The organism is Pseudomonas sp. BT-42-2, assembly GCF_025847435.2.
In the GTDB taxonomy this organism is placed as follows: domain Bacteria; phylum Pseudomonadota; class Gammaproteobacteria; order Pseudomonadales; family Pseudomonadaceae; genus Aquipseudomonas; species Aquipseudomonas urmiensis.
In genome coordinates, this window is the sequence record NZ_JAOYTM010000007.1 from 322,869 (window position 1) to 338,742 (window position 15,874).

A 15,874-nucleotide genomic window follows, 5' to 3' on the forward strand; every position below is an offset into this window, starting at 1 on the left:
TCGTTGGCGTGGGAGCGGGCTTTTCCCGCTATGAAGTCAACAGCGGTTTACGGCAAGGCGTAAGCAATCACATAGTCGCCACGGTCGGTCGACTGACGGGCGCCGCCGGCAGTGATCACCACATACTGCTTACCGGTCTTGGGCGAAACATAGGTCATCGGGCCGCCCTGGCTGCCCACCGGCAGACGGGCTTTCCAGGCTTCTTCACCATTGGCGCTGTTGTAGGCGCGCAGGTAGAAGTCCTGGGTGCCGGCGATGAACACCAGGCCGCCTTGGGTGGACAGGGTACCGCCCAGGGTTGGCAGGCCGATCTTGATCGGCAGGTGCATGCGGATGCCGAGCGGGCCGGTGTCTTCCACGGTGCCGACCGGAACCTGCCAGGCCACCTGGCGGGTCTTCATGTCGATGGCGGTCAGGGTGCCGAAGGGCGGGGCCTGGCACGGAATACCGGCAACCGACAGGAAGCGGTTCTTGTTCACCGCATACGGCGTGCCCTTCAGAGGTACAGCGCCCATGCCGGTGTTCAGTGCTTCACCACCGCCGGCAGCCGCACCTTTGTTCTGCGACGGGATCATCTGAATCCACAGGCCCAGGCGCATGTCGTTGACGAAGATGAAGCCATGCACCGGGTCGGTAGAAATGCTGCCCCAGTTCATGCCGCCGAGCGAGCCTGGGAAGCTCAGCGACAGGTCAGTGCCGGGCGCGGTGTACAGGCCGTCGTAGCGCATCTTCTTGAAATCGATACGGCACAGCAGCTGGTCATACGGAGTAGCGCCCCACATGTCCGACTCGGTCAGGGTCTGCGCGCCGATCTGCGGCATGCCGACCGATTTTGGCTGGGTAGGCGAATACGGCTCGTTAGGGATGTTGCCCGGCTTGACCGGTACTTCGTCGACCTGGGTCAGCGGCTGGCCGGTGGCGCGGTCGAGCACGTAGATCTGCCCGGCCTTGGTGCCGATGACGACCGCAGGCACGGTCTGGCCGTCGTCCTTGGTGAAGTCGATCAGGCTTGGCTGCATGGGCAGGTCGAAGTCCCACAGATCGTTGTGCACGGTCTGGTAGACCCATTTCTGGTTGCCGGTGGTGGCGTCCAGGGCCAGCACCGAGGCGCCGTAGGTGTGGTCCAGCTTGCTGCGCTCGACACCATAGATGTCGGTGGAGGAGGAGCCCATCGGCAGGAACACGGTGTTCATTGCCGGGTCGTAGGACATCGGCGCCCAGCTGTTGGGCGTGCTGCGTACATAGCTGCTGCCGTCGGCTGGCGCGTTGCGATCTTCAGGGTTGCCCGGGTCGAAGGCCCAGCGCATTTGCCCGGTGATCACGTCGAAGCCACGGATCACGCCGCCTGGCATGTCGGTTTGGACGTTGTCGGCGACGCGCCCGCCAACCACCACGGTGGTGCCGGCCATCAGCGGCGCGGAGGACAGCTGGTAGTACGAATCCGGAACATCGCCCAGGCCGGCCATCAGGTTGACCTGGCCATTGTTGCCAAAGCCCTGGCAGAACTCGCCGGTGTCGGCATCGACGGCGATCAAGCGGCCGTCGATGGTATTGGTCAGCAGTCGACGCTGGCAGTTGGCGCCAGGCGCCACGCTGGCCACGGTGATAGGCGAGCTGTTCGGTTGGGTCGGCTGGGCCAGCGGCGCGCTAGCGTCGAAGTAGGCCATGCCACGGCAACGCTGCCAGACCTTGGACTGGGCATTGATGGCGTTCTTCCACAGCTCTTTACCGGTGTCGGCATCGAGGGCGATCAGGTTGTTGTGCGGGGTGCAGATGAACACCTTGTTGCCAACCTGCAGCGGCGTCAGCTGGTCCTCGGCGCCGTTACCGTCGCTGATGGCCACGTCACCGGTGTGATAGGTCCAGGCCACTTGCAGCTTGTCGACGTTGTCGCGGTTGATCTGATCGAGGGCAGCGAAGCGGCTGCCACCTTCGGTATTGCCGTAGTGAGCCCAATCTTTCTGGGCTTTCTCCGGCTCAACCGGGGTCATGCCCGGGCCATTGCCGGTAGGCGCTACGCTTGGGTGGGCGACGAACATGTTGCCGGCGGCGATCACCAGGCCAACGGCCATGACCGCTGCCAGACCATAAGCACCACGACCGGCGCTGCGGCCATTGGCGCGCGCCAGCATCGGGTAGACCAGGGCGACCACCATGCCGATGGCGGCAAACATGAACAGGCGCGAGAACAGCGGCCAGAACACCAGGCCGGTATCGGCCACGGCCCAGATGGCAGTGCCTACCAGAAACGCAGCGAACAGCCAGGCGCCAGCGGTTTTGCGCCGGGCGATGAGGATACCGGCGATGGCCATGGCCAGGCCGCCGATCAGGAAGTACCAGGAACCGCCCAGGCCGGCCAGCTTGACGCCGCCAGCAGCCAGGAGCAAGCCGAGCAGGGCGATGACAACGCCCAAGCCGACCAGGATGAATGTCGAGGCGCCAGAGGCGCGCGGTGTTTCGTTCATGCCAGGGATCTCGCAGGTGGAATGCGCGTAGTTTAAGCCCTTAGCAAGCTAATTAACAAGTTAGTACATTTCAATGTGAGGCTGATTGTCGCAGGCGTTTGCAAGCTAAGATGCACCGAAAAGAGTAGATCAGGTGGTGAATTTGTCACTAAACGGCGCGTTTTTTTACTTGTGAAAATTTTGCAATTACGACGTTGGTCGTAGCTGGCCTTGAGAGCCGCAGTGTGTACTCAGCGAGGGAAACGGATTGCCGTGCGATGGCTTGCGAATTCACCCAGTTGATCGATCACGATAGAACACCGCCAGCCACACGGTACTCACCCCAGCCTCGGTCCACTCCACCCGATGCCGGCAATGAGCGGTGATATCCAGATAATCCCCTACGCGCAACACCCGCTCCTGGGCCTCATGCTCAAGGCGCAATCCAGCGCTGCCGCTGAGCACGACCAGCCACTCACCCTCAGCCTGGTCGTACCAGAATCCCGGCGCACTGGCCTGGCCACTGGAAACGATGCGTTCGATGCGCAAGCCTGGTCGGGTCAACAGCTTCTCGAAGTGCTCGGCGGCATGCACGTCAGGCAAGGGCAGGGCAGCAAACAGATTGTCTGGCATGGGTGGCTCGCGCTGTGTTGATTCCGAACTCTGATTGTAGGAAGGTTCCAGGATTTGGCGGACAGAAACAGCCGATGGACAAGTTGCTGGCGATCAAGACGTTCATGGCCACGGTCGAGGCTCGCGGGTTTTCCGCCGCCGCGCGCAAGCTGGGCGTTGCCACCTCCTCGGTAACGCGCCTGGTCGACGCGCTGGAGAGCGAACTGGGGGCCACCTTGCTCAACCGCTCGACCCGTCAGGTCAGCTTGACCGAGGCCGGGGTCGGTTACTACCAGCGCTCGCGGGAGATCATTCAAGCCCTGGCCGAGGCCGACGCCAGTGTCGCCGATCGCGGCGAGGAGCCGGTTGGGGTGCTGCGCCTGTGTTTGCCGGTGGAGTTCGGTCGACGGGTGATCGCGCCGCACCTGGGGCGGTTCTTGGCCGCGCACCCGGGGTTGGAGTTGGACATCGACATGAGTGACCGCTTCGATGATCTGCTCGATGGTCGCTACGACGTGTCGATCCGCTTGGGCGAACCTGCGCCGAGCGACGAATTGGTCTGCAAGCGCCTGGGATGCTTTGAGCGCTGGTTGGTCGCCAGCCCCGCCTATCTTTGCTCTAGCGCAGCCTTGGTGCATCCGCAGCAGTTACTCGAGCAGGCCTGCCTGCGTTTTCGCTATGGTCAGTCCGGCCGGCCGTGGCGGCTGCGCCAGGGCGAACAAGCGCTGGAGCTGGACGTCAGCGGACCCCTGCGCAGCGCCAACGCCGACCTGCTGCGTGAAGCTGCGTTGGCCGGCAGCGGGATTGCCCTGCTGGCCGATTGGCTGGTGCGCGAAGATGTCCGGGCCGGGCGCTTGCAGCGGCTGTTCGCCGACTGGCAGATCAGCCCGGGGACTGCCAGCAGCGCCATCAACGCGCTGTACCTGCCCAACCATCGCGGCTCGCGGCGGGTACAGGTATTCGTCGATTTTTGCCAGGCACTGCTCAGTCGTTGAAACCCCAGCGTTGCGCCTGGCGCAAAAGCGCGTTGCGCAGGCGCTGGATTCTCCCGCTCCTCGCGCCTGGGTAAGGTGCGCGGCATATCCCGTCATTTGCCGAGGCACCTGCAATGAACCCTTCCATCGCTGTTCCCCAGTCGTCTGCCGGGGGCCTGAGCCGGGCCCTGGTGACCCTGCTGGCGTTCTGCTGCGGCGCGATTGTCGCCAACATCTACTATGCCCAACCCATCGTCGGCTTGATCGCGCCAGACTTGGGCCTGTCTGGCGAGCGGGCCAGCCTGATCGTCTCGCTGACCCAACTCGGCTACGCCTTGGGCCTGTTGTTATTGGTGCCGCTGGCCGACTTGGTGGAAAACCGCCGGTTGATGATCGCCACGGCGATATTGGCGTGCGTCAGCCTGCTGTTGGCCGGTAGCAGCGGCCATGGCCAAGGGGGGTTGTTCCTTGGTTATGCCTTGCTGATCGGCTTCAGCTCGGTGGCGGTGCAGATGCTGATCCCGCTGGCCGCGCACCTGGCGCCTGAGCAGCAGCGCGGGCGGGTGGTGGGCAACATCATGGGAGGCTTGCTGTTGGGCATTCTGCTGGCGCGGCCGCTGTCGAGCCTGGTGGCCGATCACTTTGGCTGGCGTGCGGTGTTCATCGGCGCGGCAGGGGTGATGTTGGCGATCATTGTGTTGCTGGCCCTCACCCTGCCGCGGCGGGTGCCGGATCACCAGGCCAGCTATGCCGGGCTGATGGCTTCGCTGGTCAGCCTGCTGCGTCGCTATCCGCTGTTGCGCCAACGCTCGCTGTACCAGGCGCTGATGTTCGCTGCGTTCAGCTTGTACTGGACCGCTGTGCCGATGGCGCTGGCGGGGCAGCATGGCTTGAGCCAAAGCCAAATTGCGCTGTTTGCCCTGGTCGGGGCGGTGGGGGCGATCGCCGCGCCCATCGCGGGCCGCCTGGCCGACGCCGGCCATGCTCGGCGCGCTTCACTGTTGGCCTTGTTGCTGGCGCCGCTGGCGTTGTTGCTGGGCTTGAGTACACCGGGCTTGAGCGTGATTGGCTTGGGCCTGACCGGGGTGCTGCTGGATTTTGCCGTGCAGATGAACATGGTGATCGGCCAGCGTGAAGTGTATGCGCTGGATCCGGCTAGCCGGGGGCGGCTCAATGCGCTGTATATGACCAGTATCTTCCTCGGCGGGGCGCTAGGGTCTGCCGTGGCCAGCCCGCTGTACACGCAGTTTGGCTGGCATGGCGTGGTGTTGGTGGGCGCGGGGTTGCCGCTGCTGGCGCTGGTGGTTTTCCTGTTGATTTCGCGGCGTGCCTCTTAGGGGGCGCTTCACGCCCCTTCGCGGGCAAGCCCGCTCCCACACGGATCGCGCTAGCATCAAGGGCAGTCTGTGACGAGCCCGGCGTTGCAAAGCCGGGCTCATCGGCCGAGTGGCAAGGCGATCCCGATCAACGCAAACAGGCTGCCACAGCAGCGGTTGAACCCCGTTCCGCCCTTGGCCAGCCAGGGCCGAACCCTAAACGCCAGGCGCGCCAACAGGTATTCGACAACAAACTCGACACTGGCAAAAGTCGCCGCCATGACCACGAACTGCACCAGCAAACCACGTTGCGGATCGATGAACTGCGGCAAGAAAGCCCCATAGAACAGCAGCACCTTGGGGTTGGCCATGGCCGCAAGCAAACCCTGGCGCATCATCCCCGCATTGCTCAAGCGCGTAGCCCCCTCGGTCAGCTCCAGGCGCATCGCCGGGCTGCGCCACAGCTGGATGCCAAGCCACACCAGATAAGCCCCACCCAGCCACTTGAGCACCTGCAGCACCGAGCCCGAGGTTTGCAGCAGCGCGCTCAGGCCGAACATGGTCAGGGCGATCAGCGCGCTGAAGCCCACCACCCCGCCGACGATGGTCAACAGCGTGCGCCGCGCGCCATACAACGCGCCGTGGGTCAGCACCAGCAGGCTGTTCGGACCTGGGGTCAGTGACAGGCCAATGCTGGCGAGCAGGTAGATAAGCCAGGTATCCAGTGCCATGGTGTTTGCCTTGCAGTGTCAGAGGGCGCCAGTCTAGGCCAAATGCGGCTAAACCCAGGGTATGATCTGGACATCTGAGGGTTATTTCTGGACGGCTTCATGACGCCTGATATCCGCTTGCTGATCCTGCCGCTGCCGGAGTTCGCCTTGCTGGCGTTTGGCGCGTTCCTCGACAAGCTGCGCTTCAGCGCCGATGACGAGGATTACAGCCAGCAGCGCTACTGCAGTTGGACGCTGCTGGGCCTGAGCGATCAACCGGTGCCCTCCAGCAGCGGGGCGGTGGTGCAAGTGGAGGTCACGCCGCAGGCGCTGGACTTCGCCGGCTACGACTATCTGGTGCTGTTCGGCGGTCGCAATGCCGCAGCTACTGCAGCCTTGGCACCTGACTACCGGGCGCTGCTCAAACGCGCGGCCAGGGCAGGGGTGAAGCTGGTGTGTGTCGACAACGCCGCCTTCCTGCTGGCTGCCTGCGGCCTGTTGGAGGGGCACAAGGTGGTGGTGCACTGGCGCCACGAAGCCGAGTTTCGGGCGTCTTTTCCGCATTTACAGCTACTGACCGGGCAGTTGTATTGCTTCGACGGTGCGCGCATTTCTTGCGCCGGCGGCAGTGCCGCGATCGACCTTGCGGTGGAGCTGTTGTCGCGCAACTGCGGCCGGGCGCGGGCGCTCAAGGGGTTGGCCGATATGCTGGTCGATGAAACCCGTGACAGTCGCCATGCCTTGCGTTCGTTGGAGGTTGGGGCAGGGCAGGTGCAGCGTGCGGCGGCATTGATGCGTCACCACTTGAGCGCGTCGATGACCGTCGAGCAACTGGCGGCGCAGTTGGGTATCAGTCGGCGCCAGCTGGATCGCCAGTTTCTCGCCAGTCATGGCATGAGCGCCAAGGCCTGGTGGCTGGAGATGCGCCTGCAGCAAGTGCGCTGGCGTTTGCTCAACTCAAGCCACGGCTTGGCGCAGATTGCCGATGAGGTGGGCTTGGGCGATGCGGGGTATCTGGGCAAGTGCGTGCGGCGGCGTTTTGGCTGTACCGCAATGGCTTTGCGTAAGGGCGTTTGACGCTATCGCGGGGCAAGCCCGCTCCCACGCAAAGTATGCAGGGGCCTGAGCCAGGTGCCTTGCGTGGGAGCGGGCTTGCCCCGCGATAGCGTTACTGCGGCGCGCCGAACAGCCCAGTCCAGTAAATGCCCGCATCGCTCTTGGGGTCGACCGCGTAAGCGGCGCCCAACTCGGTGAAATCTGGGTTCATCAGCGTCGCGCAATGCCCAGGGCTGGCCAACCAGCCATCGACCACCTTGCGCGGGGTATCACGCCCGGCGGCAATGTTCTCGCCAATCTGCCGGTACAGGTAGCCGGCCAGCTCGGCGCGATCGCCCGGGGTGCGGCCATCGCGGTCGATATGGTCGAAGAAGTTCTGGTTGGCCATGGCTCGGGTATGGTTGGCGGCAACGCCCGCCAAGGTCGTGCTCCAGGCCAGCGCCGGCGCTGCGGCGAACGGCTGGCCAGCGCATTGGCGCGGCAGCTTGCGCGCGGCATTGATCTCTTGCAGCAGTTTCTGCCCCTCGGCCTGCCAATCACCCAGCCGCCCACTGAGCAAGGGCCGGGCGAGCACGATACGCCAGTCGCGGCCTTCCTGGCTGACGCCGATGTCGACGAACTGCGGATCGAGTACCACCTGGCAGAAGCTTTCGGAAATGGCATGCATCGCCGCTTTCGCATCACGCGGGCCGGACAGGCTGATGGCCTGGACGTTGACCATTGGGTAGGCCGCGCGGGTCATCGCCTGTTGCAAGTCGCGGGTGCCCTCTGGCGACAGCGCCAGGCGGGTATCGCTATTGAGCGGTGGCAGCTCCAGCGAGCCTGCGTCGCCGCAGCGCTGGGCCTGGCTGCGGTAAGCGTTGATCGACTCGATCAGTTGCCCTTCTTCGCCAGTGAAGGCCTGGGCGCTGGTGGCGGCGAGCAGGCCCATCGACAGCATGGCAATGCAGGCAACGGATGGCAGGACGCGCATGTATATCTCCCTATCTGGCAGCGCCTTGGTTTGCGCTGCTCATCCTACACAAGCACGGGGCTTTTGGCCCTCTGCCGTGCAGTTCGAATAAACGGCCGGCTATGACGTAGAAGCGGCAAAAGAGGCAGTAGACCGCTGGTCGCGTCGAAAGTGCGATGATTTGGTAATAATTCGTAACCTCGTCTAGAAACAATACTCAATTGTTTTCAATTTCTCATCTGCCAGGAAGGCCTCCCTCTACCGCTTGCGGAGCTTTTCCATGGCGCGACCTTGCCCTGTTCGTCCGACCTTGCTGGCCCTGTGCTGTTCCCTCGCCGTCAACGCCCAGGCGGCCGACGGCCCTATCGAACTCGACGCCACCGCCGTCAACGCCGAGGCAGCCAAGCCATCCCCCAGCCAATTGCCCGAGGTATTTGCCGGCGGCCAAGTGGCGCGCGGTGGGCAGATGGGCATCCTGGGCAACCAGGACATGATGGACGTGCCCTTTACCATGACCAGCTACACCGCGCAGCTGATCGAGGATCAACAGGCCGAAGACATTGGCGACGTGTTGCTCAACGATCCCTCGGTGCGCCAGTCGTTCGGCTTTGGCAACCAGTCGCAGGTCTTCATCATTCGCGGCCTGCCGCTCAATGGCGATGACGTCGCCTTCGGCGGGCTGTACGGCGTACTGCCGCGGCAGATGATCTCGCCTGATGCCATCGAGCGTGTCGAGGTGTTCAAAGGCCCCAACGCCTTTCTCAATGGCGCCAGCCCCACCGGCACCGGCTTGGGCGGCAACGTCAACCTGCAACCCAAGCGCGCCGGCGACACGCCAACCCGTCGCTACACCCAGGACATCAGCAGCGATGGGCGCCTGGGCGAGCACCTGGACCTCGGTCAGCGATTTGGCGTGGACAACCGCTTCGGCGTGCGCCTGAACCTGTCTCAGCGCGAGGGTGAAACCGCGGTCGATGATCAGCACCAGCGCAGCAAGCTGTTCATGATCGGCCTGGATTACCGTGGCGACAACTTCAAGCTCTCGACCGACTTCGGCTATCAGAAACAGCGGGTCAACCACATGCGCAACTCGGTGCGCCTGGGCGCCGGGCTGACGGATATTCCACGCGCCCCCGACGCCGATCACAACTACGGCCAGGAGTGGGCCTGGACCGAAACCGAGGACACCTTCGGCATGGTCCGCGGTGACTATGACTTCAACGACAACTGGAGCGGCTACCTGGCCGGTGGCGCCAAGCACACCCACGAGAATGGCTTCTACGGTACGCCGATCCTTACCGACAGCAGCGGCGCGGCGACTATCGGTGGCTCCAAGATCCCCCACAACGAGGACAACACAACCTTCATGGGCGGCATCAACGGCCGCTTCCAGACCGGGCCGCTGAGCCATCAGCTGAATATCGGTGCGGCAAGTATCTGGACCCAGCAGGAGAACGCCTTCGTCTTCTATAACTCGCAAGACACCAACATCTACCACACCGACCCGCTGCCCAAACCGACCACGCCGACCTTCGTCGGCGGCAAGCTGGACGACCCGGGCGTGACCGGCAAAACCCGCAACCGCAGTATCGCCATCTCCGATACCGTGGGCCTGTTCGACGACACCCTGCTGCTCACCGCAGGGGTGCGCCGCCAGCAACTGCGGGTCGAGGGCTATGCCTATGACGGCGAGGGCGCGGATGCTGGGCGTAATGCCTTCTACGATGAAGCGGTCACCACGCCCGTGTATGGCATCGTCTACAAGCTCAATCCGTCGATCTCGCTGTACGCCAACCGCATCGAAGGCCTGGCCCAGGGCGCAACGGCTTCAGGGCAGGTGATCAATGCCGGCGAGGTATTTGCGCCCGCCGAGACCAAGCAGGTCGAAGCCGGGGTCAAGTTCGACTATCAGCACTTTGGCGCCAACCTCGCGGTTTATCGTATCGAGCGGCCCACTGATGGCTTTGTCCAGGGCAACGTGTTCGTCCAGGATGGTGAGCAGATCAACAAGGGCGTGGAGTTGAGCGTGTTCGGCGAACCGATTGCCGGCTTACGGCTGATGGCCGGCGGCACGCGCATCGACACCGAGTTGAAAAATACCCTGGATGGCAGCAATGACGGCAACCACGCCGTCGGCGTGCCGACCTTCCAGCTCAACGCCAGCGTCGACTGGGATGTGCCGGGGCTTGAGGGGCTGGCGCTGAATGCGCGCATGCTGCGCACCGGCGGGCAGTATGCCGACCCTGGCAACACCCTCAGCCTGCCGACCTGGAATCGCTTCGATGTCGGCGCGCGCTATCGCTTTAGCGTGCAGCGCAAGGACATCACCTTGCGGGTCAATGTGGAGAACCTCACCGACAAGAATTACTGGGCCTCGGCCAATGGTGGTTACCTGACCCAGGGCGATCCGCGGTTGGTGAAGTTCTCGGGCTCGATCGATTTTTAAGTGGCGTCGATTGGCGATGAGGCGGCAACTGTTGGCAGGCCAACAGCAGCCCTACACTTTGCCCGCCCTCATTCACTGCAAGCATCGCCAACCCCAATAAAATCAGGCCCTTGAACCCGGCACAACTCCTGCAACAGCCCCTTGACCATCCTTGGGCCTTGCGCAGGAGCGACCTTGAATCATCCAATCCTTCCCCTGATCCCGCTATGTGCCGCATTGGCCCTGGTCGGCTGCGAGCGCGCCGAGCAGCGCACGGTCCACAGCGACCAGCCGGTGCATGGCGGCACCCTGGTCTACGCAACCGACCGCGAGCCGACTTGCCTCGACCCGCACGTTGCCGGCGATATGCCGCAAGTGTTCGTCGCCCAGCAGTACCTCGACTCGCTGGTGTCGATGGACAGCGACGGACGTATCGGCCCGTGGCTGGCGACTGGCTGGGAGGTCTCCGCCGACGGCTTGCGCTATACCTTCCACCTGCGCCGCGACGTGCGCTTCACTGACGGCACGCCGTTCAATGCCGAGGCGGTCAAGGCCAACCTCGACCATATGGCCGACCCCAAGACCCAATCGAGCACGGCCGGCGGCTATATCCGCCAGTACCGCGGCACCGATGTGCTCGACGACTACACCGCCGTGGTGCGCCTGGCCACGCCCTACGCGGCGTTCCTCGAAGTCTTGGCTCAGGGCTTTCTGGGTATTCAGTCACCCACCGCGCTCAAGCGCAGCCGTGACCAGAACTGCGAAAGCCCCGTGGGCAGCGGCCCGTTCAAGGTGGTCCGTTGGGACCGGCAGAACCAGGTCGAGCTGGTCCGTAACCCGGACTACAACTGGGCGCCGCCTACCGCCAAGCATCAAGGCCCAGCGTATCTGGAGCGGATCGTCTGGAAGTTCATCCAGGAGCCTTCGGTGCGTTTTGCCTCGCTGCAGGCGGGCGAGGTGGATGTGATCGAAACCCTGCCGCCGGAATCCCACGAAGCCGCGCGGCGCAACCCGGACGTCGAGTTGATCGTCGCCCAGCGCCCCGGCAACCCCACCAACGGCACCTTCAACATGCGCCGTGCACCGTTCGACGATATCCGAGTACGCGAGGCGTTCGTGCGCAGCGCCGATGTCGAGGGCGCGCTCAAGAGTGTCTACTTTGGCGAGTTTCCCCGTGCTGCCGGGCCACTGAGCGTGGCCACGCCGTTCTACAGCGGCGATTTCGAAGGCAGCCAGAACTACCAGCCGGCCCGTGCGGCGAAGTTGCTCGATGAAGCTGGCTGGACCGGGCGTGACGCCGACGGCTACCGCACCAAGGATGGTAAGCGCCTGAGCGCCACCGTGCTGATCGGCGCGCGCACACCGCCCTCGGAGCTGACCTTGTGGGAGCAGGTCCAGGCCACCACCCGCCAGGTCGGCCTGGAACTGGTGCTGGACCAGATGAGCGACGCCCAGGTCACCGCGCGCCAGGCGGCCTGGGACTACGACATCCGCACCGGCTACTGGAATACCAATACCCCCGATGTGCTGCGGATCATCTTCAGCTCGGCGTTCGTCCAGCCTGCGGGCGTCGGTGGCTACCACCAGAACTCCTCGGGCTATGCCGACCCCGGCTTCGATGCCTTGCTCGAAAGCGCCCTGGCCACCCAGGACCCGGAGCAGCGCCGGGCCCTCTATTACCGGGCGCAACAGCAGGCGGCCGCGCAGTACCTGCAACTGAACACCTACCCGCAAAGCACGCGCCTGGGTATCTACAAGACTGCCCACGGGGTGCGCCTGGAGCCGTCGTTGGCGGTGACTTATCTGTATGACGCATGGGTGAGCAAATGAGCAGCGCAACTTCCCTGGCAGTGACCGACCCACGCCGCGAACGCCTGGCCGCCCTGGGCCGGCGCGCCGTCATCCGCCTTGCCGGTGGCGTGCTGGTGCTGTGGGCCGTGGCCAGCTTGACCTTCTTCGCCCTGCGCTTGATGCCGGGTGATCCGGTGTTGGCGATCCTCGGCGGCCCTAGTGCCAACCCAAGCCCGGAGACGATCGAAGCCACGCGCAAGGAATACGGCTTGGACCAGCCGCTGGCGGTGCAGTACGTGTTCTACCTCGGCCGCCTGCTACAAGGCGACCTGGGCGTGTCCTACTCGCAACACCAGCCGGTGACCCAGGTGTTGGCGGAGCAGGGCGGGGCAACCCTTGAGCTGACCGTAGCGGCGCTGCTGCTGGCCTGGTTGCTGGTGTTGCTGCTGACGGTGGTGACCGCCGGGCGCGGCAGGCTGGTCGGGGGCCTGGCGTCGATGGCCGAAACCCTGAGCGCGGCATTACCGCACTTCTGGCTCGGCGTGGTGCTGCTGGCGGTGTTCGCCTTTGGCCTGCGCTGGTTCCCGCCGGCGGGCAGCGACAGCTTGGCGAGCCTGGTGCTGCCGGCGTTTTCCCTGGCAATCCCGCTGGCCGGCTTCATTGCCCAGGTAACCCGCGAATCGCTCGAACTGACCCTTGACCAGCCGTTCATCCTCACCGCCCGCAGCCGCGGCTTGAGCGACCTGGCCGTGCGCTTTCGGCATGCCCTGCGCCATGCGCTGCTGCCGGGGGTGTCGTTGTCCGGCTGGGCGATTGGCGCGCTGATCAGCGGCGCGGTGGTGTGCGAGGTGATCTTCTCGCGCAAAGGTGTCGGCCGTCAGCTGTATCAAGCGGTGCAAGTGCAGGACCTGCCACTGGTGATCGGCATCAGCCTGGTGGTGGCTGCCGGCTACGTGCTGGCCAACATTCTGGTCGACTTGCTCTACCAGTGGATCGATCCCCGTCAACAGGAGGCCAAGCCATGAGCGAACTGATCCTTGAGCGGGCGCAGGCCCCGCTGCGTCGGCAACGGCGGCTGCACCTGCCGCCGCTGGGTGCGAGCCTGGCCCTGGTGTTTCTCGCCGGGTTGCTGTTGGCGGCCCTGGCGCCGCAGCTGTTCACCCGTATCGACCCGCTGGCCATCGTGCCCCGCGAAGCGTTCCAGCCGCCGAGCTGGGCGCACTGGCTGGGCACTGATCAGTCCGGTCGCGATATCTTCGCCCGGGTCATCCACGGTGCCCGCCAGAGCCTGCTGATCGGTGTGGCGGCCACGGCCTTGTCGATGGCCATCGCCATCAGCCTGGGGCTGCTTGGCGGGCTGGGCGGGGCCAAGCTCGACCGTGGGGTCGGTTGGTTGCTAGAAGTGCTGTTCGCCTTTCCCAGCCTGGTGCTGGCGCTGCTGTTCGTGGCGGTGTTCGGCAGCGGCATTGGCCCGCTGATCGTCGCCACCGGCCTGGGCGGCGCCCCGGGCTATGCGCGGATGGTCCGCGGCCAGGTGCTGGCGGTGCGCAATGCCGGCTACATCGAAGCGGCGCGGGCGCTCGGCCATCCGACCTCGCGGATCATTGTGCGCCAGCTCCTGCCCAACGCCATGCGGCCGCTGATCGTCACCCTGACCATGGGCGTTGGTCAGGCCATCGTCTGGGCCTCTGCCCTGAGCTTTCTTGGCCTTGGCGCCCGGCCACCGGCACCGGAGTGGGGGACCATGCTGTCGATGGGCCGCGACTTCATCGCCAACGCCTGGTGGCTGACCTTCTTCCCAGGCCTGTTCATCGTGCTGACCACCTTGGCCACCACGGTGACTGGCCGCTATATCCAACAACGCTTGGAGGGCCGCCTGCCATGACTGACAAAACCTTGATCGTCGAAGGCCTGACGGTGTCCTTCGCCGGCAACAGCGTGGTCCGCGACGTGAGCTTCACCCTGGCCCCGGGGCGCTGCGTGGCGCTGGTCGGTGAATCGGGCTCGGGCAAGAGCGTCAGCGCGCGTAGCCTGGTCGGGCTGACCGGGCCCAACAGTGAAGTGACCGCGCGCCAGCTGAGTTTTGCCGGCCATGACCTGCTCGATTTGAGCGAACGCCAATGGCGCCAGGTGCGCGGCAAGGACATCGGTTTCGTGCTGCAGGATGCGCTGGTCTCGCTCGACCCCTTGCGCCCGGTTGGCAAGGAAATCCTCGAAGTGCTGCAGAACCATCGGTACGGCGACCGTCAGCAGCGCAATGCGCGGGTGCTGGAGCTGCTGGAGCGGGTCGGCGTGCCGGACGTTGCCCTGCGCGCCCGTCAGCGCCCAGGGCAGCTGTCTGGGGGGCTGCGCCAACGCGCGCTAATCGCCAGCGCGCTGGCCCTGGACCCTGCGCTGGTGATCGCCGACGAGCCGACCACGGCCCTGGACGCCACGGTGCAGGCGCAAATCCTTGAAGTGTTCCAGCAGATCAAGGCGCGTGGCGCATCGCTGCTGATCATCAGCCATGACCTGGCGGTGGTCGCCCAGCTGGCCGACGAGGTATTGGTGCTGCGCCATGGCGAGGTGGTGGAGCAGGGACCGATGCAGCAGGTCTTGCGCCAGCCCCGGCATGCCTACACCCAGGCCTTGCTCGCCGCAGTGCCGGCCGAGCATCCGCGTGGCACGCGGCTGTCGCCACAGCCAGCGGGCGTAACCCGCCCAGCGGTTGCCCGCGGGCATGGCGATGTATTGATAGAAGGGCGCGGCCTGGGCAAGCGCTATGCCGGCCCCGATGGCCTGGTGCGGCAAGTGGTGCAGGGCGTTGATTTCACCCTGCGCGCCGGGCGCACCCTGGGCATCGTCGGTGAATCGGGCTCTGGCAAGACCACCGTCGCCCGTATCGCCCTGGGCCTGCTGAGCCCCGACGAGGGCCAGGTGCTGTATCGCGGCCAGCCCTGGAACTTGCCGGGCGAGGCGGTCAGCGAAGCCAGCCGACGGCCGCTACGACGGCAGATCAGCGTGATCTACCAAGACCCGCTCGGCTCGTTCGACCCACGCTGGAGCGTGGCGCAGATCCTCGACGATGCCCTGCAAGTGGCGGGTATCGATACCGCCGCGCGGCCGGCGCGCATCGCCTTGCTGCTTAATCAGGTGCGCCTGCCGGCTGAGCTTGCCCAGCGCCGGCCATTGCAATTGTCGGGCGGCCAGCGCCAGCGGGTGGCGATCGCCCGGGCGATTGCCAGCGAACCCCGCCTGATCATCTGCGACGAGCCGGTCTCGGCGCTGGATGTCTCAGTGCAGGCCCAGGTGCTCGACTTGCTGGCTGACCTGCAGGACGAGTTGGGCCTGGCCTACCTGTTCATCTCCCATGACCTGGGGGTGATCCGCCATGTCAGCGACGACGTGCTGGTGATGCGCCATGGCCAGGTGGTCGAGCAGGCGCCCGTCGAGCAGCTGTTCGAGCGCCCTGAACATGAATACACCCGCCGCCTGCTCGGCTCGGTGCCGCGCCTGCCGGGCACCGGCGCCGAACTGGTAGTGCCGCCGCTGGACCTGGAACACGAAGCCTTCGACCTGTTCGATGAATCACGACTGTGGAAAATTGCCATCTAA

The 15,874-nt window shown here is 64.9% G+C and carries 12 protein-coding genes; 8 read left to right on the forward strand and 4 right to left on the reverse strand.

Annotated features, from left to right (window positions below; genetic code table 11):
- Positions 1-47 precede the first annotated feature (47 nt).
- A complete protein-coding gene (locus OIU19_RS08185; RefSeq protein ID WP_264234594.1) occupies positions 48-2,465 on the reverse strand; it encodes a glucose/quinate/shikimate family membrane-bound PQQ-dependent dehydrogenase in 2,418 nt (805 codons plus the stop codon).
- Between the two features lie 270 nt (positions 2,466-2,735).
- Positions 2,736-3,077 (reverse strand): cupin domain-containing protein, encoded by a 342-nt coding sequence (locus OIU19_RS08190; RefSeq protein WP_264234595.1) that lies wholly within the window; start codon positions 3,075-3,077, stop codon positions 2,736-2,738.
- Positions 3,078-3,151: 74 nt separating this feature from the next.
- Here OIU19_RS08190 and OIU19_RS08195 point away from each other — a divergent pair, with 74 nt between their 5' ends.
- On the forward strand, positions 3,152-4,051 hold the full coding sequence (locus OIU19_RS08195) for a LysR family transcriptional regulator (RefSeq protein ID WP_264234596.1): 900 nt from the start codon (positions 3,152-3,154) through the stop codon (positions 4,049-4,051).
- A 113-nt stretch (positions 4,052-4,164) separates the two neighbouring features.
- On the forward strand, positions 4,165-5,367 hold the full coding sequence (locus tag OIU19_RS08200; protein WP_264234597.1) for an MFS transporter: 1,203 nt from the start codon (positions 4,165-4,167) through the stop codon (positions 5,365-5,367).
- A 98-nt stretch (positions 5,368-5,465) separates the two neighbouring features.
- Here the strand turns inward: OIU19_RS08200 and OIU19_RS08205 are convergent, their stop codons facing one another.
- Entirely contained in the window at positions 5,466-6,077 is a 612-nt protein-coding gene (locus OIU19_RS08205; protein ID WP_264234598.1) for a LysE family translocator, read from the reverse strand.
- 99 nt (positions 6,078-6,176) lie between these two features.
- Between OIU19_RS08205 and OIU19_RS08210 the strand changes: the two genes are divergently transcribed.
- Complete coding sequence (locus tag OIU19_RS08210; protein ID WP_264234599.1) at positions 6,177-7,133, forward strand: GlxA family transcriptional regulator; 957 nt, start codon at positions 6,177-6,179, stop codon at positions 7,131-7,133.
- Between the two features lie 91 nt (positions 7,134-7,224).
- Here OIU19_RS08210 and OIU19_RS08215 read toward each other — a convergent pair whose 3' ends face one another.
- Complete coding sequence (locus OIU19_RS08215; RefSeq protein ID WP_264234600.1) at positions 7,225-8,085, reverse strand: CAP domain-containing protein; 861 nt, start codon at positions 8,083-8,085, stop codon at positions 7,225-7,227.
- A 259-nt stretch (positions 8,086-8,344) separates the two neighbouring features.
- Between OIU19_RS08215 and OIU19_RS08220 the strand changes: the two genes are divergently transcribed.
- From OIU19_RS08220 to OIU19_RS08240, 5 genes are all read left to right on the forward strand, one after another.
- The gene (locus tag OIU19_RS08220) at positions 8,345-10,510 is read left to right on the forward strand and encodes a TonB-dependent siderophore receptor (RefSeq protein WP_264234601.1); all 2,166 of its coding nucleotides are present in this window, start codon (positions 8,345-8,347) and stop codon (positions 10,508-10,510) included.
- A 216-nt stretch (positions 10,511-10,726) separates the two neighbouring features.
- Positions 10,727-12,319, forward strand: a complete 1,593-nt coding sequence (locus OIU19_RS08225; protein WP_264234652.1) for an ABC transporter substrate-binding protein — start codon at positions 10,727-10,729, stop codon at positions 12,317-12,319.
- The gene (locus tag OIU19_RS08230; RefSeq protein WP_225915596.1) at positions 12,316-13,305 is read left to right on the forward strand and encodes an ABC transporter permease; all 990 of its coding nucleotides are present in this window, start codon (positions 12,316-12,318) and stop codon (positions 13,303-13,305) included. Before OIU19_RS08225 ends, OIU19_RS08230 begins: the two co-directional genes overlap by 4 nt.
- On the forward strand, positions 13,302-14,165 hold the full coding sequence (locus tag OIU19_RS08235) for an ABC transporter permease (RefSeq protein WP_264234602.1): 864 nt from the start codon (positions 13,302-13,304) through the stop codon (positions 14,163-14,165). The genes OIU19_RS08230 and OIU19_RS08235 overlap by 4 nt, the downstream gene beginning before the upstream one ends.
- Positions 14,162-15,874: an ABC transporter ATP-binding protein gene (locus OIU19_RS08240; protein ID WP_264234603.1), complete on the forward strand. Its 1,713-nt coding sequence runs from the start codon at positions 14,162-14,164 to the stop codon at positions 15,872-15,874. Before OIU19_RS08235 ends, OIU19_RS08240 begins: the two co-directional genes overlap by 4 nt.